The sequence below is a fragment of the Curtobacterium sp. MCBD17_008 genome (assembly GCF_003234475.1).
Lineage (GTDB): Bacteria > Actinomycetota > Actinomycetes > Actinomycetales > Microbacteriaceae > Curtobacterium.
In genome coordinates, this window is sequence record NZ_QKTK01000003.1 from 53,782 (window position 1) to 76,406 (window position 22,625).

Genomic DNA, 22,625 nt, shown 5'->3' on the forward strand with positions numbered 1-22,625 from the left:
CGTCGGCTAGAGCTTCTCGATCGGCGCGATCTTGATGAGCAGCTTCTTCCGCCCCGCGCTGTCGAACGCGATCTCCGCGATCCGCTTGGCGCCCTGACCGGTCACCGCCGAGACGGTCCCCTGCCCGAAGTCGACGTGCGAGATCCGGTCCCCCGGAGCCAGCTCCATGTCGCCGTTGTCCCGGACCTGCCCGGACACCCGGTTCGCCCACTCCGTCTTCGGCTTCGTCTTCGCCGCGGCGGCCGCACGGTCGTAGGACCCACCGCTCCAGCCGCCACCGCCGCGGTAGCCACCGCCACCGGTGCCGCCGCCGAAGCCGCCTTCGCGCTTGGCGTTGAGCGCGCGGGGTTGTGTGCCGCCGCGACTGTTCGCCATGCCCGGTGACTGCTTCCACTCGACGAGCCCCTCGGGGATCTCCTGCAGGAAGCGTGAGGGCATCGCCACGTTGACGTCGCCGAACTGCGCCCGGGTCATCGCGAGCGACAGGAACAGGACCTTCTTCGCCCGGGTGATGCCCACGTAGAACAGGCGTCGCTCCTCGGACGGACCACCGGGCTCGTTCGCCGACATCCGGTGCGGGAGCAGGTCTTCCTCGACACCGGTCAGGAACACGGCGTCGTATTCCAGGCCCTTCGCGGTGTGCAGCGTCATGAGCGACACCGTGCCGGAGGAGTCGTCGAGTTCGTCGGCCGCGGCCACCAGGGAGACCTCGGTGAGGAAGTCGGCGAGCGTGCCCTCGGGGTTGTTCTTCTGGAACTCCCGGGTCACGGCGACGAGTTCGTCGATGTTGTCGGCACGGGCGGCGTCCTGCGCGTCCGGCGACTTCCGGAGCTGTTCGAGCAGCCCCGAGCCGTCGAGCAGCTGGGTGAGGGTGTCGACCACCGGCTGGTCCGCGGCCTTGGCGGCGACCTCGTCGAGGAGCCCGGCGAACGAGGTGATCGCGGTGCGCACCTTCGGTCCGAACCCGAGCTCGTCCGCGTGCCGCAGGGCCTCGCGCATCGAGACCTCGTGCTCGTCGGCGTACCGCTGCAGGGCGGTCTCGGTGACGGCGCCGATGCCGCGCTTCGGCACGTTGAGGATGCGTCGGAGCGACAGCGGGTCCGCCGGGTTGGCGACCGTGATCAGGTACGCCATCGCGTCCTTGATCTCGGCGCGCTCGTAGAACTTCGTGCCGCCGAGCACCCGGTACGGGATCGCGGCGCGGATGAAGATCTCCTCGAGCGCACGCGTCTGCGAGTTCGTCCGGTAGAACACCGCCATGTCGCGGTAGTCCATGCCGTCCTCGTGCAGACGCTGGATCTCGTCCGCGACGAACTGCGCCTCGTCGTGCCCGGTGTACCCGGTGAAGCCGACGATCTTCTCGCCGGCACCCACGTCCGTGAACAGGTTCTTCGCCTGCCGGTCGAAGTTGTTCGCGATGACCGCGTTCGCGGCGTCGAGGATGTTCTGCGTCGATCGGTAGTTCTGCTCGAGCAGGATCACCTTCGAGTTCGGGAAGTCCCGCTCGAACTCGACGATGTTGCGGATGTCCGCGCCGCGGAAGGCGTAGATCGACTGGTCGGAGTCACCCACGACCGTGAGCGACGCCGGCGCGATCGACCCGTCGGTCTCCCGCATCCGCTCGACGTGCTGCCCGGCGTCCTCGAGCTTGTCGACCTGCTCCACGGGCACGGGACGGGTGAGTTCGCGGATGAGCGCGTACTGCGCGTGGTTCGTGTCCTGGTACTCGTCGACCAGGACGTACCGGAAGCGGCGCTGGTAGAGCGCGGCGATCTCGGGGAACGCGCGGAACAGGAACACGGTCTGCCCGATGAGGTCGTCGAAGTCGAACGCGTTCGCCCGGCGGAGCTCGCTCGTGTACCGCCGGAACACCTCGGTGAACATGACCTCTTGCGGGTCGTCCGTGTTGATGTTGCGCGCGTAGGTGTCGATGTCCTGCAGCTCGTTCTTGAGCTTCGAGATCTTCGACGCCGCCGCCCCGACGGTCAGCCCGAGCGTGTCCGCTTCGAGGTCCTTGATGATCCGCTTGAGCAGCGCCCGGGAGTCGGCCGAGTCGTAGATGGTGAACGACTGCGGGAACCCGAACCGCTCGGCCTCGCGCCGGAGGATCCGCACGCATGCCGAGTGGAAGGTCGAGATCCACATGCCCTCGGCGGCCTGCCCGACCAGGGCCTGCACCCGCTCGCGCATCTCGGCCGCGGCCTTGTTCGTGAACGTGATCGCGAGGATCTGGGACGGCCAGGCCTCGCGGTTGGCCAGCAGGAGCGCGATGCGTCGGGTGAGCACGCTCGTCTTGCCCGAACCGGCACCGGCCACGATGAGCAGGGACTCGCCGCGGTACTCGACGGCTTCCTTCTGCTGGGGGTTCAGGCCCGCGGTGAACGGGTCCTCGTACGCACGGTCACCCGCGCCGGGACCGTGCGTACGGCCGGGCGTCGAGTCGGAGGGGTCGAGCACGATCGTCATGTCCGGGACAGTCTAGGCGCGACCTGCGACACCCATCAGGCCCGCGCAGCGCCGTCCGCGACGAGCGATCGGGCACGGACGGCGAGGTCCGCGTGGTCCGCGAACACCCCGTCCACGCCCGTCCGGACGACCGAGGTGAACCACCGCTCCCAGTCGCCGTGCGCCGCCAGGTCGCCCCCGCGCCGGAGCGCCGCGGGCAGGAACCGGTTCTCCGGTCGGAGCGTCCACGTGTACACCGCGAGCCCGACGGCGTGCGCCCGCTCGACGACGTCGCTCCGCACCGGTCCCGGGTCGTCGACGGCGCGGGTGTCCACACCTGCCATCAGGGTCGGCAGGTCCACGCTGATCCCGTCGAACTCCGTCGCGAGCCGGGCCAGTGCCGCGTCGGTCCGCTCGGTGGCGTACGTGGGGGCCGCGGCGCCGGCTGTGGCGACCTCGTCCGCGGCCGCGCCCCGGGCCTCCTGGAGGTACACCAAGCGCGCACCGGTGCCGAGCGCGGCCACCTCGCGCAGCACGCGCTTCTCGAAGGACTCGACCGTCAGCCGGTCGTCGCCACGCCAGCCGGCCGAGCCGAGGACGCCGTCCAGCAACGAGGCCATCGGGAACCCCGCGGCGGCGAACGCGCTGGCGTGCTTCACCTCGGCGACGAGCCCGACCCGCCGCGGGGCGGCGTCCAGGATCGCGAGCAGGTCCTCCAGGCGCAGGACCGTGTCCTCGCCGTCGTGCTGCCGGGAGGCCCGGCGCAGCTCCGGCAGGCGCTCACGGGTCCGCAGGGTGCGCAGTTCCTCCCACGTGAAGTCCTCGGTGAACCAGCCCGTGACCCGGTGCCCGTCGATCGTCTTCGTCGTCCGCCGGTCCCGGAACTCCGGGCGGTCGGCGACGTCGGTCGTGCCGGACATCTCGTTCTCGTGCCGGAGCACCAGGACGCCGTCCTTCGTCGGCACGAGGTCCGGCTCGATCGCGTCCGCACCGAGCTCGACCGCGAGCTCGTAGGCGCTGCGGGAGTGCTCCGGCCGGTACCCGGAGGCACCGCGGTGGGCGATGACGAGCGGCTGCATGCACGCGACGATACGGACTGCGCGAGGACGTCGCCGACGTTCAGCCAGCGTGGGGACACCGTTCGGTGGACCGACAGCAGCGGTCCATAGGCTCGTCACCAGGAGGGCCCGGGGACGTTCCGCTTCCCGCGAATCCACAGCCATCGAGCACACCTGGCCCGTAGGCTGTGAGGACACGAAGGAACGGCTCCGCCGCACTCCTTCCCGAGCCCACGAGCCGATGCCATCCGGGTACCGGCTCCACGACTCCACACCAGAGGAAATCAGAGGACACCATGGCCTTCAAGCCCGGTTTCGACCAGTCCCCCGCCTTCAACGACGCGGGCCGGAACGCATGGGGCGCCGGCTCGAACACGCAGCAGGGGTACCCCCAGCAGGGCTACCCGCAGCAGGGCGGCTACCCGCAGGCGCCGTACGGCCAGACCGGCTGGGGACAGGCGCCGCAGCAGCCCGGGTTCTCGCCCGACCAGCTGCGTGACATGTACGACCGCCCCTCGGCGAACAAGGTCGACACGGACCGGATGTCGTACGAGGACACCATCGTCAAGACGCTCCTGGCGTTCGGCGTGCTCATCGTCGGTGCCGTCGCCGGCTGGAACCTCCCGCCGGTGGTCTGGATCGTCGGCGCGCTGGTCGGGTTCGTCCTCGCGCTGGTGAACACCTTCAAGAAGAAGCCGTCGCCCGCCCTGGTGCTGGCGTACTCCTTCTTCGAGGGCCTCTTCGTCGGTGGCATCTCGGGCATGTACAACACCATGTGGGACGGCATCGTCACGCAGGCGGTGTTCGGCACGCTCGGTGTCTTCGCGGTCACGCTCCTGCTCTTCACGTCCGGCAAGGTCCGCGCGACCCCGAAGGCCACGCGGTTCTTCCTCGTCGCGATGGTCGGCTACATGGCGTTCTCGCTCGTCAACATCGTGCTGATGCTCCTGGGCGTGACGCAGTCGGCGTTCGGGCTCCTCGGCGTCACGGTGTTCGGCATCCCGCTCGGTGTCGTGATCGGCATCCTCGTGGTGCTCATGGCGGCGTACTCGCTCGTCCTCGACTTCGACCAGATCAAGACCGGTGTCGAGCGCGGCGCTCCCCGCATCTACGCCTGGACGGCGGCGTTCGGCCTCATCGTCACGCTCGTCTGGCTGTACCTCGAGATCCTGCGCATCCTGGCGATCATCGCCAGCAGCTCGCGCAACTAGCTCGCAGCACACGGAGGGCCCCGGCAGTCGCCGGGGCCCTCCGTCGTTCCCGCGCGCTGGTGTGCGGGCGCCGGCCTTCGAGCCCGCCGCCCGCGTGCCGAGATCGCACGAAACGCCGCCCGCGGTCCGGCGAAATCGCACGAACTGCCGCCGGGCCGGCTGCCTGACGACCGGACGTGCGACCTCGGCGACCAGCACACGGCATGTCCTGCGACCCCGCCGTGCGCGCGTGCCGAGGTCGCACGAGCTGCCGCCCGGCCGTCCGTCCGGCAACAGGACGTGCGACCTCGGCGACCAGCGAACGGCATGTCGTGCGACCCCGAGGTCGGCACCACCAACCAGGAACGAGCGAGGGCCCGGTACGCACTGCGTACCGGGCCCTCGGGCGTCAGGGGAGCCTCACTCCCACTCGATCGTCCCCGGCGGCTTCGACGTGACGTCGAGCACGACCCGGTTGACGTCGCGCACCTCGTTCGTGATGCGGTTCGAGATCTTCGCGAGCACGTCGTACGGCAGGCGCGTCCAGTCAGCGGTCATGGCGTCCTCGGAGGAGACCGGACGGAGCACGATCGGATGCCCGTAGGTACGACCGTCGCCCTGGACACCGACCGAACGGACGTCGGCGAGGAGCACGACCGGGCACTGCCAGATCTCGTCGTCCAGGCCCGCTGCGGTGAGCTCGGCGCGGGCGATCGCGTCCGCGGCCCGCAGGATCTCGAGGCGCTCGGCGGTGACCTCGCCGACGATGCGGATGCCGAGACCCGGGCCGGGGAACGGCTGACGCCCGACGATGACCTCGGGGAGTCCGAGCTCGCGGCCGACCGCACGGACCTCGTCCTTGAACAGGGTGCGGAGGGGTTCGACGAGCTGGAACGTCATGTCGTCGGGCAGCCCGCCCACGTTGTGGTGCGACTTGATGTTCGCGGTGCCCGAACCGCCGCCGGACTCGACGACGTCCGGGTACAGCGTGCCCTGCACGAGGAACCTGACCTCGGCGTCACCGTCGGACGCGCGTGCTTCGAGCACGAGTGCCTCGGCCGCGGCCTCGAACGTGCGGATGAACTCGCGCCCGATGATCTTGCGCTTCTGCTCCGGGTCGCTGACGCCGGCGAGCGCGTCGAGGAACTGCTCGCGGGCGTCGACCGTGACGAGTCGGACACCGGTGGAGGCGACGTAGTCCTCCTCCACCTGCTTGCGCTCGTCGGCGCGGAGGAGCCCGTGGTCGACGAACACGCACGTCAGCTGGTCACCGACGGCCTTGTGCACGAGCGCCGCGGCGACGGCGGAGTCGACGCCACCGGACAGCCCGGCGATCACGCGGGACGAGCCGACCTGCGCACGGATGCGCTCGACCTGCTCCTCGATCACGTTCGCGGAGTTCCAGTCCCCCGGCAGCCCGGCAGCCCGGTGCAGGAAGTTCTCGAGCACGGCCTGGCCGAACGCCGAGTGCTTGACCTCCGGGTGCCACTGCACGCCGTAGAGCTTGCGCTCGTCGGAGGCGAAGGCGGCCACGGGCGTCGAGTCGCTGGAGGCGAGGACCGCGAAGCCCTCCGGGGCCTTCGCCACCGAGTCGCCGTGCGACATCCAGGTGGTCTGCGACGCGGGCTGCCCGCCGAGCAGGACGCTGTCGGTCCCGCTGACGGTGACGTCGGTCGCGCCGTACTCGCGCAGGCCGGTGTGTGCGACCTCGCCGCCGAGCGACTTCGCCATGGCCTGGAAGCCGTAGCAGATGCCGAGCACCGGGACGCCGAGGTCGAGGATCTCGCTGTCCAGGGCCGGAGCGCCGTCCTCGTAGACGGAGGACGGGCCTCCCGACAGGACGATCGCGGCGGGGTCCTTCGCGCGGATCTCGTTCGCCGTGACGGAGTGCGGGACGATCTCGCTGTAGACGTTGGCCTCGCGGACGCGCCGTGCGATCAGCTGCGCGTACTGCGCGCCGAAGTCGACGACGAGGACGGGACGCTGTTCGGTCTCGCTCACCGTGCGCTCTCCTTCTCCCGCGACTGCTGCGCGGTCAGCTCGTGGTGGGTGGTCATGGCGGCCTTCTGCATGCGGTGCTCGACCACGAAGGACATGAACGGGATGATCCCGCCGAGGGCGATGAGCAGGAAGCGCGACGGCCGCCAGCGCATGATGCTCCAGAGGCGGAAGTCCGCGAAGAGGTAGACGACGTACAGCCAGCCGTGGGCGATGAGGATCGCGACGGACAGGTTGAACGTGCCGGGCGCCTCGCCGGCGGTGCCGTTCGGGACGAAGAACGCTCCCCCGCCGAGCTGCATCTCGCGCTGGATCGGCGTGTACTTGATGACGACCTCGACGATCAGGGCCAGCAGCAGCACACCGGTGATGTACGCGGAGATGCGGTAGAACCGCACGGCCCCCGGGATCTTCGGGATGTCGCGGGTCCGGACGGTCAGAGCCATGCCGTCGATCCTACCGGCGACCCGGCTCGGCCCGGGCGTCGTCCACAGCGGCCTCGTCGGCGGGCGCCTCGTCATCAGCGGCGCCACCGGCGGCCGCTTCGGCGGCCTCGCGCTCCTCGTCCTGCTCGCGCTCCCAGGCGTCCTTCACGAAGCGGTACCAGAGGAAGACGGCGAACCCGGCGAAGACGACCCACTCGACCGCGTAGAACAGGTTGAGCCAGTCGAACTGGACCTCGCGCGTGGGGGCCCGATCGGCGATGGTGCCGAGGTCCGCGGCGTCCGCGACGGCGGCTCCGGCGACGACGTAGCCGCCGTACATCCGGTCGTCGAACGCCTTCCAGGTGTTGACGAACCGGGCCGGGGCGACGGCGGAGTACTCGCCCTGCTCGAAAGCGTCCTGGTCGGGCGACTCGGCCGGGTAGTACCGGCCCTCGACCGTCACGGTCGCGCCGTCGGTCAGACGGTCACCCCCGGCGACGGCGGCCGCCCGCTGGTCGGACCACCCGATCACGACCGGGAGGCTCGCCCCCGTCGCGTCGTCGACCAGGTGTCCGACGGCCTGGTACGTCCCACCCCCGCTGCGGCCGGTGAGGACGGTGGTGTCCCCGGCGACGAAGCGCCCGGAGACGGTGATCTTCTGCCCCGCGAGCGTCGAGCCGACGGGCTTCTCGGGGGTCGTGACGTCATCGAGAGCGCGCCGCGTCTCCGTCCCGGCGGGCAGCGGCTTGCCGTTCTCGATGCTGCGCTCGAGCTGCCACTTGCCGAGCGCGGCGAACACGCCCGCCAGCACGATGGCCAACACGAGCAGTGCGATCCACCTCGGACGTCGTGCAACGGCCCACATGCGTGTCAGTACTCCGGATCGCGTGGTCGGACCGGGCGTTCGGGACGCTCGGCTGGGATCTCGATCGACGACGTGCTCACGCGCACGGGTTCCGGTGTGACCGGCTGTGCGCGCGACGGCGTCGTCTCCGGTTCCCCATTCTCGCGCTCTTCCCTGCCCGCGGCCTCCACGAGAGCGATCTCCTCGGCGAACCGACGGTCGCGCTCGGCCTTGCGCTCGGCGGCGGCCTGCGCTGCCGCCAGCTCGCGCCCGCGGAGCTTCCGCACCCGACCCGGCCGGAGCACGAGCCGACCGATGCGGTCGGAGTTGACCGCGAGCAGCGGACCGAGCACCGCCATGATGAGGACGTAGAGCCCGGCGAACGCGGTGATGCGCTCCTCGAGTCCGGCCGCCGCGGACAGCGTCGCGAGGATGAGCGCGAACTCGCCGCGGTTGACGAGGATGACCGCCGTGTTGATGCCCTGCTGGACGCTGAAGCCGTTCATCCGGGCGACGAGCTGCCCCGCGACGGCGTTGAGCACGACGGTCATGCCGATGGCGGCGACGACCGGCCAGAGCACCTCGCCGAAGGTCGAGACGTCCAGGCCGAGGCCGAAGTTGACGAAGAAGAACGCCGCGAAGACGTCGCGCATCGGGAGCGCCAGCTGTTCGATGCGGTCCCGGTAGCGCGTGGCACCACAGAGCAGCCCGATGACGAACGCACCGATGGCGTCGGTCACGCCGAGCAGGTCCCCGATGCCACCGAACATCACCGCGAGGCCGAAGAACAGCACGGTGAACAGCTCGTCGTCGCGGGTCGCGAAGATCCGCGAGACCTGCTTGCCGCCCCAGCGCGCCAGGCTGAACATGACGATGAGGAACCCGAACGCGAGCGCGAGCTTCCCGATCACCGCCCAGACGTTCGTGTCGCCGGAGAGCACCACGGACACGATCGCCAGGTAGACGGCGATGAAGACGTCCTCGATGACGGTGACTCCGAGGATCATCGGTGTCTCGTCGTTCGCCAGGCGCCGGAGCTCGATGAGGAGCTTCGTCACGATGGCGCTCGACGACGTCGCCGTCATCCCCGCGATGATCAGGGCTTCGCGCGTGCCCCATCCGAGTGAGAACCCGAACGCGAACCCGACGCCCATGTTGATCGCGACGTAGGTGCCGCCCGACACGAGGAGCTTGCCGGCGTTGCCGTAGAACTCCTCTTGGTCGAACTCCAACCCCAGGTTGAACAGCAGCAGGATGAGCCCGAACGTGGCGATGAGCTCGATCGTGTGGGACTCGACGCTCAGTCCGATCCACGGGGTGTGCGGGCTCGCGATGAGTCCGACCACCATGTAGACCGGGATCGCCGGCAGGCCGATGGTCTTGCCGAGACGTCCGAGGACGTAGGCGATGAGGAACAGGCCGCCGATGGTCAGCAGCTCACCACCCAGGTGCATCGACTAACTCCCGGGCGGCGCCTCGGCAGCGGCTGCTGCCAACTGACCGCTGCGGTAGAAGGAGAACGCCTTCGCGACCTTCTCGGGCGCGCCGGCGACCACGATCGTGTCCCCGGGGAACACGACGAAGTCGGACGAGGGCGCCGGGTTGGCGCTGTCGCCGCGGACCACCGCGACGACCGTCAGGCCGATGAACCCGGAGTCGTGCAGGTCGCCGAGGGGCTTGCCGGCGATGGCGTCGTCGTAGTCGACGCTGAACCAGTCGATCGACAGGCCGGGGATCTCGTCGAGCTTGTCGAGGCCCTCCGTGATCCGGGTGCCGCCGAGCAGCTCGGCGAGGGTGTGCGCCTCGTCCTCGCTCAGGCGGAGCGAGACCTTCTCGGACTTGTCCGCGCCGTCGGCGACGTCCGCGAACGAGATGAGGTCGGAGTGACCCGACCGGTGCGTGATGACACCGCACTTGCCACCGTCGTCGGTGTAGAAGCTGTGCAGCACGCCGACGCCGGGGAGTTTGACGCGATGGACGTCGACCATGATGGCTCCCTTTCCCAGGACACCCATGCTAACCACCGGGAGGGCTCGGCCATTCCGTTCTCCACAGGTCATCCCGGCGGTGGACGCGGCGGTCCACCCCGCCTGGCGAGGATGGCCGGATGACCTCCAAGACCGTCGTCGCCGTGTCCGGCGCGCTCGTCGTCACCGCCTACGCCGCGCTGCTGGCGGTGAACGCCCTCGTGCTCGACCCGCTCGCCGCGGTGCCGGGGAAGTCGCTGTCGGAGATCTACGCCACCGTCGAGGCGATGGGCAACTCCGTGGCGCAGGACGTCGTCGGTGTGCTGGTCACCGCCGGGATCGGCTTCGCCCTCGCGGTGGCCAGTGCCTTCATCGGCCTGTCCGACCGGTACTCCACGCACGTGATCGCTGTCATGCACCTCGGCCTCGTCGCACTCGGGGCGCTCGCGACGTTCCAGTCGGGCTTCTTCCTCGGCATGGACGTCGCGGACTCCTTCGGGGTGTCCGGCGGCGCGCACGGCATGGGCGCCGCTGTGCTCTACGGCACGAGCCTCGCGGCCCTCGTCGCGATCCCGGCGGTCCTGTTCCTGACGATGGTGCAGACCCTCCGCCGCGCCCGCGCCGCCGCGTAGCCACCCGCGCCCGCGCCGCCGCGTAGCCACCCGCGGCGGCGCGACGACTGCGTCGACGCGCAGCCGCAGCCCGTCGGCGCAGAACGCGGCCGCCGACCGTGCGTGGGGGCGGACGGGAGGCCCGCCCCCAGCTGGTCCCCGGACCCGCGCTGGCCGGTCCCGGACCGACGCACCAGCGGCACGTCCTCGGCCCAGGGTGGGGAGCCTCCCGTCCGGCCCGCGTCAGCTGGGCTCGGTCGTCTTCTCGCCCACGACCTGCTCGTCGGACGCCGTCGCCCCCTCGGCGCCGTCGCTCCGGCCGCCGCCGACGACGACGTCGTCCTCCTCGAACCCGAACGCGATGTCCGGCGCCTCGAGCCGCACGCGGTCGGCGGACTCGTCGTCGGGCTGCAGCTGCGACTCCCGCTCGGCGGCCACCCGCTTGAGGTAGTTCGACACCTCGTTCTCGGTGGTCTCCTGGTCCCAGCCGAGCACGTCCGCCATGAGCCGCGCGGCAACCGGCGCCGCGGACTCGCCGCGGTCCCAGGCCTCGATGGAAATGCGGGTGCGGCGGGCGAGGACGTCCTCCAGGTGCAGGGCACCCTCGTGCGAGGCCGCGTACACGACCTCGGCCCCGATGTAGTCGTCGGCACCGGGCAGCGGCTCGGCGAGCGAGGGGTCCTCCTGCACGAGCTGCAGCACCTCGGTCGCCAGGGTGCCGTACCGGTTGAGCAGGTGCTCGATCCGGACCTTGTGCACGCCGAACGTCTTCGCGGTGCGGGCCCGCTTGTTCCACGCGGCCGGGTAGCCCTCGGCGCCGAGCAGCGGGATGTCCTGCGTCGTCGACTCCGGGATCCTGCCGTCCATCGCTGCGGCGGCCTCGTCGATGGCGTCCTTGCCCATCACGCGGTAGGTCGTCCACTTGCCACCGGCGACGACCACGAGGCCCGGGGCCGTGTGTGCGACGACGTGCTCACGGCTGAGCTTCGACGTGGCCTCGGACTCCCCCGCCAGGAGCGGTCGGAGACCTGCGTAGACGCCCTCGACGTCCTCGCGGGTGAGCGGCACGGCGAGCACCTTGTTGACGTGTTCGAGGATGTAGTCGATGTCCGCCGCGGTCGCCGCCGGGTGCGCCTTGTCGAGGTACCAGTCGGTGTCGGTCGTGCCGATCAGCCAGTGGCGACCCCACGGGATGACGAACAGGACGCTCTTCTCGGTGCGGAGGATCATGCCCGAGTTCGACTGGAACCGGTCGCGCGGGACGACGAGGTGCACGCCCTTCGATGCACGCACCTTGAACTGCCCGCGGGTGCCGACCATCGCCTGGGTGTCGTCGGTCCAGACACCCGTCGCGTTGACGACCTGCTTCGCCCGGATGTCGAAGTGCTCACCGGTCTGGATGTCGTGCGCGTGCGCCCCGACGACCCGCTCCCCGACCTTGATGAAGCCCTCGATCCGGACCCGCGAGGCAGCGTGTGCGCCGTACGAGGCCGCCGTGCGGACGAGTGCGGCCACGTAGCGGGCGTCGTCGACCTGCGCGTCGTAGTAGGTCATGCCGCCGACGAACGCGTCCTTCTTGAGGGACGGCATCGAGCGGAGCACCTGCGTGCGGGTGAGGTGGCGGTGGTGCGGCACGCCGGGCGGACGTCCGCCGGACCAGCTGAAGACGTCGTACATCGCCATGCCGATGCCGATGTAGAAGCGCTCCCAGACCCGGTGGTTGAGCGGGTACAGGAACCGGACCGGCTTGACCAGGTGCGGGGCGATGCGCTGGAGCAGCAGGCCGCGTTCGATGAGGGCCTCGCGGACGAGCGTGAAGTTGAGCTGCTCGAGGTACCGGATGCCACCGTGCACGAGCTTCGACGACCGGCTGGACGTGCCCGAGCCCCAGTCGCGGGCCTCCACGATCCCGACCGACAGGCCCCGGGTGACGGCGTCGAGTGCGGCACCACCGCCGACGATCCCGCCGCCGACGACCAGGACGTCGAGCTCCCGGGTCTTCAGGGTCTCGATCGCGGCCTCGCGCTCGTCCGGGCCGAGCTTCGTCGCGGGGTCGAACCCCGCGGTGCTCGACGCACCGTTCGTGACCGTCGTTGTCATGATCGCCTCCATCGCCGTCCGGCGCCGGAGCAGCGCCCGCGGATCGTCCACGGGCGCACCGCGTCAGCGGTGGTAGGGCGCCACGACCACTTCTACTCGCTGGAACTCCTTGACGTCGGAGTACCCGGTCGTCGCCATCGACCGACGCAGGGCGCCGACCAGGTTGGCGCGGCCGTCCCACGACGGGGTCGGGCCGTTCAGGATGCTCTCGAGCGAGCCGATGGTGCCGACCTCGACGCGACGGCCGCGGGGCAGCTCGGGGTGGTGCGCTTCGGCACCCCAGTGGAAGCCGCCGCCCGGCGCCTCTGACGCGCGGGCCAGTGCGGTGCCGAGCATGACGGCGTCCGCCCCCATCGCGATCGCCTTGACGACGTCCCCGGCGGTGTCGAGACCGCCGTCCGCGATGACGTGCACGTACCGTCCGCCGGACTCGTCCATGTAGTCGCGGCGAGCACCGGCGACGTCGGCGACCGCGGTGGCCATGGGTGCGTGGATGCCGAGCGCGGCACGCGTGGTCGACGCCGCGCCCCCGCCGAAGCCGACGAGCACGCCCGCGGCGCCGGTGCGCATGAGGTGCAGGGCCGCCGTGTAGGTGGAGGCACCGCCGACGATCACCGGGACGTCGAGCTCGTAGATGAACTTCTTGAGGTTGAGCGGCTCGGTGTTCTGCGACACGTGCTCGGCGCTGACCGTCGTGCCGCGGATGACGAACAGGTCGACACCGGCGTCCACGACCGTCTGCGAGAACTCCTGCGTGCGCTGCGGGCTGAGCGAGCCGGCGACCGGGACGCCGGCGGCGCGGATCTCGGCCAGACGGCGGGTGATCAGCTCGGCCTTGACCGGCTCGGCGTAGATCTCCTGCATGCGCTTCGTGACGTTGCCGTCGGTCAGCGTGCGGATCTCGGCGAGGTACGGCTCCGGGTCCTCGTAGCGGGTCCACAGGCCCTCGAGGTCGAGGACCCCGAGGACGCCGAGACGCCCCATCTCGATGACGGTCGCGGGCGAGGCGACGGAGTCCATCGGCGCGGACAGGATCGGCGACTCGAAGGTGAACGCGTCGATCGACCACTGGACGTTGACGTCCCGCGGGTCACGCGTCCGCCGCGAGGGGACCACCGCGATGTCGTCGAACGCGTACGCCCGACGTCCGCGCTTGCCTGCACCGATCTCGACTTCGCTCACCCGGTAACCCTACCGGGCGGGGTGTCCGGGTGGCACGGCCGGACGGTCGGCGGGTCAGCGCGTGCGACGTCGGCGGAGCACCCGGAGCGTGAGCCCGAGCAGCAGCGCCAGCACGATCAACACGACGAGGAGTGCGGCGGCGACCTTCACGAGCAGGGCCGCGCCCACGAAGAGCACGACGAACACCACCCACACGAGGGCGTCCATCGCCCGGGCCGAGAAGCGTTCCACGCTGGAACGGTACCCGACGCGCCGGAGGCGGGAGGGGCCTCCCGGCCGGGCAGGAGGCACGGGCCCGATCCCGCAGATACGCCCGTCTGCGCGAGACGCCGCCGAGTGCGCGGGACGCCGCCGGAACCGGTGGCGTCTCACCGCTCCGGCGGTGCCTCGGGTGAGACACCGGCGTCTTGACGACACCGGCGTCTCGATGCGACACCGGCGTCTCCGAGAGACACCGGGTGTCCCGTTCCGACACCGGCGTCCGCCCCGCGGCACGAGAGCGGGGCCGTGCGGCGCGCAAGCGCAGCCAGCACGGCCCCGTCCGTCGCGGATGCTGCCCCCACAGCGGCACCCGCGGTGTCGACGACCCTACTTCGTGGCGTCGACGTCCTTGGCGAGCGTCCCGAGGTAGAGCTCGATGACCTTCGGGTCGTCGGCGAGCTCCTTCCCGGTGCCCGAGTACGCGTTCCGCCCCTGGTCGAGGACGTAGCCGCGGTCGCAGATCTGCAGGCACCGGCGGGCGTTCTGCTCGACCATGATCACGGACACGCCGGCCTTGTTGATGCGGCGGGTACGGATGAACGTCTCGTCCTGCCGCACCGGCGAGAGGCCGGCGGAGGGCTCGTCGAGCAGCAGCACCTTCGGGTCCATCATGAGCGCCCGCGCCATCGCGACCGACTGCCGCTCACCACCGGAGAGCGACCCGGCGCGCTGGCCCTTGCGCTGTCCGAGCACGGGGAACAGGTCGTAGATGACCTCGAGCCGCTCGGCGAACTTCTTCGGGCGCAGGTACAGCCCCATCTGCAGGTTCTCCTCGATGGAGAGCGAGGGGAAGACGTTGTTCGTCTGCGGGACGAAGCCGACCCCGGCCTGCACGAGCTTGTTCGCCTTGAGGTTCGTGATGTCCTCGCCCTGCAGCGTGACCGAGCCCTCGCGGATGTTCACGAGGCCGAACAGCGCCTTGAGGAGCGTCGACTTGCCGGCGCCGTTCGGGCCGATGATGCCGATGAGCTCGCCCGGGTAGCAGACCAGGTCGCACCCGTTGAGGATGTTGACACCCGGCAGGTAACCGGCGACGAGGTTGTCGGCACGCATGACCGGCTCGCGGTCCTGCACCGCGGTGGCGCCGCCGGTCGCGGCACGCGGGGTCGTGCTGCCCGGGGTGACGGCCACCGCTGCCGGCTCCGCACTGGAGGCCCGGTCCGCGCCGGTGCCGTTCGTCGCGTCCGTCATCGGGTCGCCTTCCCTTCGTCGGCGGCGTCCGCCGCGTCCTCTTCTGCGACCTCGTCGGCGAGTTCCTCGTAGGTCTCCTCGGTGAGGAGCGAGTCGTCACCGAGGTCGGTGTCGTGGTGGGCGCCGAGGTAGGCGTCGATCACGGCCTGGTCGTCCATGACGGTGGCGGCCGGGCCCTCGGCGACGACCTTGCCCTCGGCCATCACGACGACCCAGTCCGAGATGTGCCGGACCATGTGCATGTCGTGCTCGACGAAGAGCACCGTCATGCCGTCGTCGCGGAGGGACTGGATGTGCCCGAGCAGCGACTGCGTCAGCGCCGGGTTCACGCCGGCCATCGGCTCGTCGAGCATGATCATCGTCGGGTCGGACATGAGCGCGCGGGCCATCTCGAGGAGCTTCCGCTGGCCGCCCGAGAGCGATCCGGCGTAGTCGTCCTTCTTCTCGAGGAGCTTGAAGCGGGCGAGGAGGTCCTCGGCCTTCGCCGTGATCTCCTGCTCACGCTTCCGCCACAGCGGGCTGACCAGCGCGGCGAAGAAGTTCTCGCCCGGCTGGTCCTTCGCGCCGAGCAGCATGTTCTGCATCACGGTGAGGCGCGACAGCGCCTTCGTCAGTTGGAACGTGCGGACCATGCCGGCGCGGGCGACCTTCGCGGCCCCGGTGTTGCCGAGCGTCTTCCCGTTGAACTGCCAGCGGGCCTCCTTGCCGCTCGTCGGCTTGTCGAAGCCGGTGAGCAGGTTGAAGAAGGTGGTCTTGCCGGCGCCGTTCGGCCCGATGAGGGCGGTGATGGCACCGCGCTGCACCTCGAGGTGGTTCACGTCGACCGCGGTCATGCCACCGAAGCGGCGGCTGATGTTGTCGACCGTGAGGATGGCGTCCGGCTTCGGCGAACCGGGGGCGTGCTGCACCGCGGTGAGGGCGGTGGGGACGCCGGGCGTGGTTCCGGTGGGTTCAGACACTGAACGTCAGCTCCTTCTTGTTCCCCAGGAGTCCCTGTGGGCGGAAGACGATGAGGAGCATGAGCGCGACACCGACCAGCACGTAGGAGAACTGCTCGGCCTGCTGGGCGCTCATGATCGAGTTCGGGATGAAGTCACCCGCGAGCGTGCGGATGAAGAGACGGACGACGAAGAACAGGATCGCGCCGAGCACCGGTCCGAACACCGTCGCCGCGCCTCCGAGGATGAGCGCCGTCCAGATGAAGAAGGTCATCGAGCGGCCCATCGCGTCCGGCTGCACCGAACTCGGCAGGACGTAGATGACCCCGGCCAGGGCACCGAGCGCGCCACCGAAGACGAGCGCCTGCATCTTGTACGAGTAGACGTTCTTGCCGAGGGAGCGGACCGCGTCCTCGTCCTCGCGGATGGCCTTCACGACACGGCCCCACGGGCTGCGCATGAGCAGGAACAGCACGAGGGTGAACAGGGCGACCAGGCCCCAGCCGACGATGCGGATCCACCAGCCGTTGACGCCGTTGTTCGAGTACGTGAACCACAGGATCGTCGTGGTGCCGTCGGGCAGGAAGCTCAGCGCGTTGAACGGCTCGCGGTAGCTCGAGCCGGTGATGCCGTTCGAGCCACCGGTGGTGTCGGTGAGCAGACTCGATCGGCCGACCATTCGGATGATCTCGGCACCGGAGATCGTCACGATCGCCAGGTAGTCCCCGCGCAACCGCAGGGTCGGGATGCCGAGGATGACCGCGAAGACGATCGCGATGGCCAGGGCGATGAGCACCGCGAGGCCGACGGGCAGGCCGTTCGAGATCGAGATCGCGAACCCGTAGGCACCGAGCAGCAGGAACGCCGCCTGGCCCATGTTGACCAGGCCGGTGAGCCCGAAGTGCACGTTGAGGCCGATCGCCGCGAGCGCGAACGCCGCGGTCGTCGGCGCGAGGGCCTCCTGCGTCAGCGAGGTGAGCAGGGTGAGGATGTAGTCCATGCGGGTGCTCCCTTAGCCGATCCGCTCGGCACGGCCGAAGATGCCCTGCGGCCGGAACAGCAGGATGAGGATGAGGATGACGAGGGCGGTGGCGTACTTGAAGTCACCGGGCAGCACCAGGTTCGTGAGCTCCACGACGATGCCGATGATCATCGAGCCGACGAGCGCGCCGTAGGCCGTGCCGAGACCGCCGAGGGTCACCGAGGCGAACATGAGCAGCAGCAGCTGGAGACCGGTCTGCCAGTTCACGCCGTTCAGCACGAGGCCGAGCATCACACCGGACAGACCGGCGAGACCGGCGGCGAGCGTCCACACGAAGCGGATCACGCGGTCGACATCGATGCCCGAGGCCGCGGCGAGCGCCGGGTTGTCGGACACCGCGCGGGTGGCACGTCCGAAGCGCGTCTTCCCGAGGAACAGCCCCGTGCCGACGAGCACGACGAGCGCGATCCCCATCGCGACGTACGACTGCACCGTCAGCGTGATGCCGGCGAACGTCACCGTCTCGGGGTTGCCCTGCTGGATGCGGACGGTCGAGGCCCCGAAGAAGTACTGGAAGGCGTACTGGGCGGCGATCGAGAGACCGATCGTCACGATCATGAGCTGCGTGAGGCTGATCCGGCGCTTCCGCAGGGGCTTCCAGATGCCCGCGTCCTGCAGGTACCCGGTCGCGGCACAGAGCAGCACGGTCACCAGCCCGGCGAGCCAGATGTTCCATCCGAGCTGGTTCGCGAAGACGTAGGCGAGGAGACCACCGAGGGTCACCTGCTCACCGTGGGAGAAGCTGGACAGGCCGGTCGTGCCGTAGATGAGCGACAGGCCGATCGAGGCGAGGGCGATGAGGAGTCCGAGCCGGATGCCGGAGGCGAACTGCTGCCAGAACCGTGCCGCGGTGACGCTCGTGGCGCCGGTGTCGGTGGTCGCGCCCTCCTGGTCGGAGAGCTGGAAGATCGTGCCGGCGTTGGCGTTCAGGTTGCCCTGCACGGTGCGCTCGGCGTCCTTCGCGTCGGTGAGGTACTGCCCCTTCGGCAGCGAGTCCTGGTCGACCTTGACCGTGTAGGACCCGGCCTCCGAGATGCTGACCGACCAGCGGCCGTCGGCGTTCGTCGTCGAGGACCCCGTGAACGAGCCGGGGCCGGTGACGTCGACGTCGACTCCCGCGGCGGGCTCCCGCTCCGAGTCGAGGATTGTGCCCTGGATGCAGCCGTTCGTCGTGCTGACCACGCAGGGCCCGGTGCTCGCCGGTGCGCTGCTGGCGGAGGGGCTGCTGGTCGCTGCGCCGGCGACGGGCGAGAGCACCACGTCGACGGCGAAGGTGGCCAGGAAGGCGAGGAAGAGCACGGCGGCGAGGACCAGGCGACGACGGCCTGATGCCCCGCGGCGGAGTCGGCGCGCCAGCGCTGACCCCGGCGGAGTGATGGAACCCACGGATGAGCCTCTCGTTCGGATAGTCGAGGACCCTAGGGATTTTTTGTGTCCCCCGTGTTTCCGGCACGTTCCCTGCACAAATCGTGCCGCAACCGTGACCTTGCACAGGCGAGTCGGTTTGCGTTCCCGCGGAGAAGCCTCCCGTCCGGCCGGTACAGCGACCGATCCCGCCCCCAGGAATGGCGCCTGCGTCGCGCGCGTTACCATGTCCCATCGAGAGCCCACCGGTGCGTTCCCGGTACTGACACCCGTTCACCTCGCCCACGAAGGGGACCCATGGACCAGCCGGATCCGTTCGGATTCATCGGACTCACGTACGACGACGTCATGCTCCTGCCGGGGCACACCGACGTCATCCCGAGCGAGGCGTCCACGACGTCCCGGCTCACCAAGCGGATCTCGGTCAACGTGCCGCTGCTCTCCGCGGCCATGGACACCGTCACCGAGTCGCGCATGGCCATCGCCATGGCACGCCAGGGCGGCATCGGGATCCTGCACCGCAACATGTCCATCGAGGACCAGGCCGCCTACGTGGACAAGGTGAAGCGCTCCGAGTCGGGCATGATCACCAACCCGGTGACCACCAGCCCGGACGCCACCGTCGCCGACGTTGACGCGCTCTGCGGGCAGTTCCGCGTCTCCGGCCTGCCGGTCGTCGAGGCCGACGGCACGCTCGTGGGCATCATCACGAACCGTGACATGCGCTTCGTCGCACCGTTCGAGATGTCGAGCACGCTCGTGCGTGACGTCATGACGAAGGCCCCGCTCATCACGGCGCTCGAGGGCATCGACCCCGAAGAGGCGATCGCCATCTTCGCGCAGCACAAGATCGAGAAGCTGCCGCTGGTGGACGCCGACGGCAAGCTCCGTGGGCTCATCACCGTCAAGGACTTCGACAAGAGCGAGAAGTACCCGGACGCCACGAAGGACGAGGAGGGCCGACTGCGCGTCGGTGCCGCCATCGGCTTCTTCGGCGATGCCTGGCAGCGCGCCGAGGCCCTCCGCGACGCCGGGGTCGACGTGCTCGTCGTCGACACCGCGAACGGCGAGAGCGAAGGCGTGCTCGACATGGTCCGCCGCATCAAGGCCGACTCGTCGTTCGACGGCATCGACGTCATCGGCGGCAACGTCGCGACCCGTGCCGGTGCGCAGGCGCTCATCGACGCCGGTGTCGACGCCGTCAAGGTCGGCGTCGGCCCGGGCTCGATCTGCACCACCCGCGTGGTCGCCGGTGTCGGCGTGCCGCAGGTGACCGCCGTGTACGAGGCCTCCCTCGCCGCACGCGAGGCCGGCGTCCCGATCATCGCCGACGGCGGCCTGCAGTACTCGGGCGACATCGCGAAGGCCCTCGTCGCGGGCGCGGACACCGTCATGCTCGGCTCGCTCCTCGCCGGCACCGACGAGTCCCCGGGCGACCTGGTGTTCGTCGGCGGCAAGCAGTTCAAGGCGTACCGCGGGATGGGCTCCCTCGGGGCGCTGCAGACCCGCGGCAAGAAGACGTCGTACTCGAAGGACCGCTACTTCCAGGCGGACGTCCCGTCGGACGAGAAGCTCATCCCCGAGGGCATCGAGGGCCAGGTGCCCTACCGCGGCTCGGTCGGCAACGTCGTCTACCAGCTCGTCGGCGGGCTGCGGCAGTCGATGTTCTACGTCGGCGGCCGGACGATCCCCGAGCTGAAGGCCCGCGGCAAGTTCGTCCGCATCACCGCGGCCGGGCTGAAGGAGTCGCACCCGCACGACGTCCAGATGGTCGTCGAGGCGCCGAACTACCGCGGCTGACCCGTCCCGCTCGCGAGACGCCGCCAGGTGCGTGAGACGCCGCCGATTCCGGCGGCGTCTCCTGCTTCTGGCGGCGTCTCGCGTTGACGGGGGCGTCGAACTTCGTCCTGCACACTGACGGCCGGACTGGAGGCTCTCCACAACTCCGGCAGACTGGTTCGGGGTCGCGAGCGGCTTGCTGGATCGTCACGTTCATGGAGATCCACCCGTCGACGGTCCTCACCGGGCTGCCGTCGACCCTGACGGACCCGGTCCGACTGTTCCACGGCACCGCTGTCGAGCGTCGGGACTGGTCAGCGCTCGGCCCACTCGAGCGTCGGCAGCTCGTCGTGCGCGCCCGGGCCGCCCGCCTCTACGCAGACGGGGTCGTGTCGCACCGTTCCGCTGCCGCACTGTGGGGGTTGCCTGACCACGGGCGACCGGACTGGCGGCTCCACCTCATCGACACCCACGTGTCCAAGACGCACAGTGGCAGAGGAGTCGTCCGTCACGTCGGACGCGTCACCGACGACGACGTCGTGGTGCTCGACGGTCTCCGGACGACCTCACTCCTGCGGACCGTCGTCGACCTGGCCCACACGTCGACCTTCGAGCACGCGGTGGTCGTCCTCGACCACGTGCTCCACGCCGGCCATCTCGACCGGGATGACCTGGCATCGGCGTTCACCGGTCGCCGGGGGCAGCGCGGGTCGCGGCGAGCGATGTCGGCCCTGGCGTTCGCCGATGCCGCAGCGGAGTCACCTGGCGAGTCGATCAGCCGCGTCACCGTCCGACGGCTCGGGGCTCCGTCGCCCGTCCTGCAGCAGGAGTTCACCACGGACGGCGGGACGTTCCGGGTCGACTTCTGGTGGCCGGGGTCCGGCGTCGTCGGCGAGTTCGACGGCCGGGTGAAGTACGACGACCGTGACGTGCTCTGGTCTGAGAAACGACGGGAGGACGCGCTGCGGCGCACCCACCGCGTCCGCGGGTTCGCGCGCTGGGGCATGGCCGAGGCCGAGCACCTGGCCCGCCTCGGCGCGGTCCTGGTCGCCGCGGGCCTGCCGCTCGGTCGGGGTTGGGCGCGCCGTGCGCCGTGAACCGCCGCGCCGCGTCCCACCCGTCCCGCCCTGCCCTGCTCGCGAGACGCCCCCGTCACCACGGGACACCGCCGACCGCTCGAGACGCCGCCGAATTCAGCGGCGTCTCGGTGACGTGGCGGCGTCTCGGGGAGACGGGGGCGTCTGACGCGACTGACTACGCGCTCCGCCAGTCGTCCGACGTGATGTGGCTGCCGCCGTGCGGGCCCATCTGGAGCATGCCGCCGTCGACGGGCAGCGACACGCCGGTGATGTACGACGACGCGGGCGAGGCCAGGAACGCCACGGCGGCCGCGATCTCCCACGCGTTGCCCGGACGGCCGAGCGGCACCCCGGGACGGGAGATCGTGTGCGGGTCCTCGTCCTCGGCGCCGGTCATCCGGGTCGCGATCTCCCCCGGTGCGACGGCGTTCGCGGTGATGCCGTGCGACGCCAGCTCGATCGCGATCGTCTTGAGCAGGCCGCCGAGCCCGTGCTTCGCGGCGTCGTACGCGCTGGAGCCGTACCGCGGCTGGTGCTCGTGCACGCTCGTGATGCCGATGATCCGGCCGCCGGTGCCCTGCGCGACCATGCGACGAGCGGCTGCCTGGATCGTGACGAAGGCCCCGTCGAGGTCGGTCGCGACGGTGTGCCGCCACTGGTCGAGCGTCAGGTCGAGGAACGGAGCGTTGTCGCCCGTGCCCGCGTCGGCGACGATGACGTCGACCCCGCCGAGTTGGGACACGAGGCCGTCGATGACCGCGCCCGCCCGCTCGAGGTCGGTCACGTCGAGCTGCGCCACGTACGCCTGTCGCCCGGCGGCGCGGACCTCGGCCGCGGTCTCCTCGGCCCGGTCGGGCTCCGACAGGTAGGTGATCCCGACGTCCATGCCTGCGGCCGCCAGCGCGACGGCCGTGGCCTTGCCGATGCCCGACTCCGAGCCGGTGACGATGGCCCGCGTGGGCCGGAAGACGGTGGTGGAAGATGTGTCGCTCATGTCTGCGGAACGTACGCCGGGCCTCCAGGACGACCGTCCGGGACCACGGAGACCGTCCAGACGGACTCCTGATCAGGGGTTCCGGTGAGGCCGCTCAGAAGTGTCACGGGTATGTAACGAAACACCCAGGTGTGTACTTCCGTCACACGGGCGAAA

Annotated in this window: 19 protein-coding genes; 4 read left to right on the top strand and 15 right to left on the bottom strand. The window is 70.2% G+C overall.

The annotated features are described in order from the left end of the window. Nucleotides 1-6: 6 nt before the first annotated feature. Together DEI95_RS03705 and DEI95_RS03710 are read right to left on the bottom strand one after the other, a co-directional pair. Nucleotides 7-2,466, bottom strand: a complete 2,460-nt coding sequence (locus DEI95_RS03705; protein ID WP_111059431.1) for an ATP-dependent helicase — start codon at nucleotides 2,464-2,466, stop codon at nucleotides 7-9. Between the two features lie 35 nt (nucleotides 2,467-2,501). Then, nucleotides 2,502-3,524 (bottom strand): glycerophosphodiester phosphodiesterase family protein, encoded by a 1,023-nt coding sequence (locus tag DEI95_RS03710; protein ID WP_111059432.1) that lies wholly within the window; start codon nucleotides 3,522-3,524, stop codon nucleotides 2,502-2,504. A 275-nt stretch (nucleotides 3,525-3,799) separates the two neighbouring features. Here DEI95_RS03710 and DEI95_RS03715 point away from each other — a divergent pair, with 275 nt between their 5' ends. Next, nucleotides 3,800-4,714, top strand: a complete 915-nt coding sequence (locus DEI95_RS03715) for a Bax inhibitor-1/YccA family protein (protein ID WP_110910498.1) — start codon at nucleotides 3,800-3,802, stop codon at nucleotides 4,712-4,714. Between the two features lie 399 nt (nucleotides 4,715-5,113). Here the strand turns inward: DEI95_RS03715 and guaA are convergent, their stop codons facing one another. The 5 genes from guaA to DEI95_RS03740 are packed head-to-tail and all read right to left on the bottom strand — an operon-like array spanning nucleotide 5,114 to nucleotide 9,948. Further along, a complete protein-coding gene (guaA, locus tag DEI95_RS03720) occupies nucleotides 5,114-6,694 on the bottom strand; it encodes a glutamine-hydrolyzing GMP synthase (RefSeq protein WP_111059433.1) in 1,581 nt (526 codons plus the stop codon). Next, nucleotides 6,691-7,137 carry a DUF3817 domain-containing protein gene (locus DEI95_RS03725; protein WP_110824190.1) on the bottom strand — a complete coding sequence of 149 codons (447 nt, stop codon included), beginning with the start codon at nucleotides 7,135-7,137 and terminating at the stop codon, nucleotides 6,691-6,693. The genes guaA and DEI95_RS03725 overlap by 4 nt, the downstream gene beginning before the upstream one ends. 10 nt (nucleotides 7,138-7,147) lie before the next feature. Further along, nucleotides 7,148-7,939 carry an SURF1 family cytochrome oxidase biogenesis protein gene (locus tag DEI95_RS03730; protein ID WP_181436190.1) on the bottom strand — a complete coding sequence of 264 codons (792 nt, stop codon included), beginning with the start codon at nucleotides 7,937-7,939 and terminating at the stop codon, nucleotides 7,148-7,150. A gap of 47 nt (nucleotides 7,940-7,986) precedes the next feature. Continuing rightward, nucleotides 7,987-9,414, bottom strand: a complete 1,428-nt coding sequence (locus DEI95_RS03735) for a cation:proton antiporter (protein WP_110824192.1) — start codon at nucleotides 9,412-9,414, stop codon at nucleotides 7,987-7,989. Between the two features lie 3 nt (nucleotides 9,415-9,417). Continuing rightward, nucleotides 9,418-9,948: a cation:proton antiporter regulatory subunit gene (locus DEI95_RS03740; RefSeq protein ID WP_110824193.1), complete on the bottom strand. Its 531-nt coding sequence runs from the start codon at nucleotides 9,946-9,948 to the stop codon at nucleotides 9,418-9,420. Between the two features lie 119 nt (nucleotides 9,949-10,067). On the opposite strand from DEI95_RS03740, the gene DEI95_RS03745 reads away from it, so the two are divergent. Then, nucleotides 10,068-10,559, top strand: a complete 492-nt coding sequence (locus DEI95_RS03745) for a hypothetical protein (protein WP_111059435.1) — start codon at nucleotides 10,068-10,070, stop codon at nucleotides 10,557-10,559. 222 nt (nucleotides 10,560-10,781) lie between these two features. On the opposite strand, the gene DEI95_RS03750 is transcribed toward DEI95_RS03745, so the two are convergent. The 7 genes from DEI95_RS03750 to DEI95_RS03775 form a co-directional block, all read right to left on the bottom strand. Further along, nucleotides 10,782-12,638 (bottom strand): glycerol-3-phosphate dehydrogenase/oxidase, encoded by a 1,857-nt coding sequence (locus DEI95_RS03750; protein ID WP_110824434.1) that lies wholly within the window; start codon nucleotides 12,636-12,638, stop codon nucleotides 10,782-10,784. Between the two features lie 63 nt (nucleotides 12,639-12,701). After that, nucleotides 12,702-13,820 carry a GuaB3 family IMP dehydrogenase-related protein gene (locus tag DEI95_RS03755; protein ID WP_110889250.1) on the bottom strand — a complete coding sequence of 373 codons (1,119 nt, stop codon included), beginning with the start codon at nucleotides 13,818-13,820 and terminating at the stop codon, nucleotides 12,702-12,704. Nucleotides 13,821-13,874: 54 nt separating this feature from the next. Beyond that, the gene (locus DEI95_RS16590; protein ID WP_181419459.1) at nucleotides 13,875-14,051 is read right to left on the bottom strand and encodes a hypothetical protein; all 177 of its coding nucleotides are present in this window, start codon (nucleotides 14,049-14,051) and stop codon (nucleotides 13,875-13,877) included. A gap of 357 nt (nucleotides 14,052-14,408) precedes the next feature. Next, nucleotides 14,409-15,272 carry an ABC transporter ATP-binding protein gene (locus tag DEI95_RS03760; RefSeq protein ID WP_110824196.1) on the bottom strand — a complete coding sequence of 288 codons (864 nt, stop codon included), beginning with the start codon at nucleotides 15,270-15,272 and terminating at the stop codon, nucleotides 14,409-14,411. Beyond that, a complete protein-coding gene (locus tag DEI95_RS03765) occupies nucleotides 15,269-16,231 on the bottom strand; it encodes an ABC transporter ATP-binding protein (protein WP_111059436.1) in 963 nt (320 codons plus the stop codon). The genes DEI95_RS03760 and DEI95_RS03765 overlap by 4 nt, the downstream gene beginning before the upstream one ends. Further along, nucleotides 16,224-17,210 (bottom strand): branched-chain amino acid ABC transporter permease, encoded by a 987-nt coding sequence (locus DEI95_RS03770; RefSeq protein ID WP_110824198.1) that lies wholly within the window; start codon nucleotides 17,208-17,210, stop codon nucleotides 16,224-16,226. The genes DEI95_RS03765 and DEI95_RS03770 overlap by 8 nt, the downstream gene beginning before the upstream one ends. Before the next feature lie 12 nt (nucleotides 17,211-17,222). Continuing rightward, on the bottom strand, nucleotides 17,223-18,551 hold the full coding sequence (locus tag DEI95_RS03775; RefSeq protein ID WP_110889252.1) for a branched-chain amino acid ABC transporter permease: 1,329 nt from the start codon (nucleotides 18,549-18,551) through the stop codon (nucleotides 17,223-17,225). A gap of 363 nt (nucleotides 18,552-18,914) precedes the next feature. Here DEI95_RS03775 and guaB point away from each other — a divergent pair, with 363 nt between their 5' ends. Then, on the top strand, nucleotides 18,915-20,417 hold the full coding sequence (gene guaB, locus DEI95_RS03780) for an IMP dehydrogenase (RefSeq protein WP_110824200.1): 1,503 nt from the start codon (nucleotides 18,915-18,917) through the stop codon (nucleotides 20,415-20,417). A 194-nt stretch (nucleotides 20,418-20,611) separates the two neighbouring features. Then, nucleotides 20,612-21,493 (top strand): hypothetical protein, encoded by an 882-nt coding sequence (locus DEI95_RS03785; protein WP_111059437.1) that lies wholly within the window; start codon nucleotides 20,612-20,614, stop codon nucleotides 21,491-21,493. Nucleotides 21,494-21,650: 157 nt separating this feature from the next. On the opposite strand, the gene DEI95_RS03790 is transcribed toward DEI95_RS03785, so the two are convergent. Beyond that, a complete protein-coding gene (locus DEI95_RS03790; protein ID WP_110824201.1) occupies nucleotides 21,651-22,469 on the bottom strand; it encodes an SDR family oxidoreductase in 819 nt (272 codons plus the stop codon). Nucleotides 22,470-22,625 lie beyond the last annotated feature (156 nt).

Excerpts from the sequence above, each read along its gene's own strand:
- DEI95_RS03770 (WP_110824198.1), bottom strand. The coding sequence starts at position 17,210 with ATGGACTACATCCTCACCCTGCTCACCTCGCTGACGCAGGAGGCCCTC.
- DEI95_RS03760 (WP_110824196.1), bottom strand. The coding sequence starts at position 15,272 with ATGACGGACGCGACGAACGGCACCGGCGCGGACCGGGCCTCCAGTGCG.
- DEI95_RS03790 (WP_110824201.1), bottom strand. The coding sequence starts at position 22,469 with ATGAGCGACACATCTTCCACCACCGTCTTCCGGCCCACGCGGGCCATC.
- DEI95_RS03715 (WP_110910498.1), top strand. The coding sequence starts at position 3,800 with ATGGCCTTCAAGCCCGGTTTCGACCAGTCCCCCGCCTTCAACGACGCG.
- DEI95_RS03710 (WP_111059432.1), bottom strand. The coding sequence starts at position 3,524 with ATGCAGCCGCTCGTCATCGCCCACCGCGGTGCCTCCGGGTACCGGCCG.
- DEI95_RS03735 (WP_110824192.1), bottom strand. The coding sequence starts at position 9,414 with ATGCACCTGGGTGGTGAGCTGCTGACCATCGGCGGCCTGTTCCTCATC.
- DEI95_RS03750 (WP_110824434.1), bottom strand. The coding sequence starts at position 12,638 with ATGACAACGACGGTCACGAACGGTGCGTCGAGCACCGCGGGGTTCGAC.
- DEI95_RS03745 (WP_111059435.1), top strand. The coding sequence starts at position 10,068 with ATGACCTCCAAGACCGTCGTCGCCGTGTCCGGCGCGCTCGTCGTCACC.
- DEI95_RS03740 (WP_110824193.1), bottom strand. The coding sequence starts at position 9,948 with ATGGTCGACGTCCATCGCGTCAAACTCCCCGGCGTCGGCGTGCTGCAC.
- guaB (WP_110824200.1), top strand. The coding sequence starts at position 18,915 with ATGGACCAGCCGGATCCGTTCGGATTCATCGGACTCACGTACGACGAC.
- DEI95_RS03705 (WP_111059431.1), bottom strand. The coding sequence starts at position 2,466 with ATGACGATCGTGCTCGACCCCTCCGACTCGACGCCCGGCCGTACGCAC.
- DEI95_RS03725 (WP_110824190.1), bottom strand. The coding sequence starts at position 7,137 with ATGGCTCTGACCGTCCGGACCCGCGACATCCCGAAGATCCCGGGGGCC.
- DEI95_RS03785 (WP_111059437.1), top strand. The coding sequence starts at position 20,612 with ATGGAGATCCACCCGTCGACGGTCCTCACCGGGCTGCCGTCGACCCTG.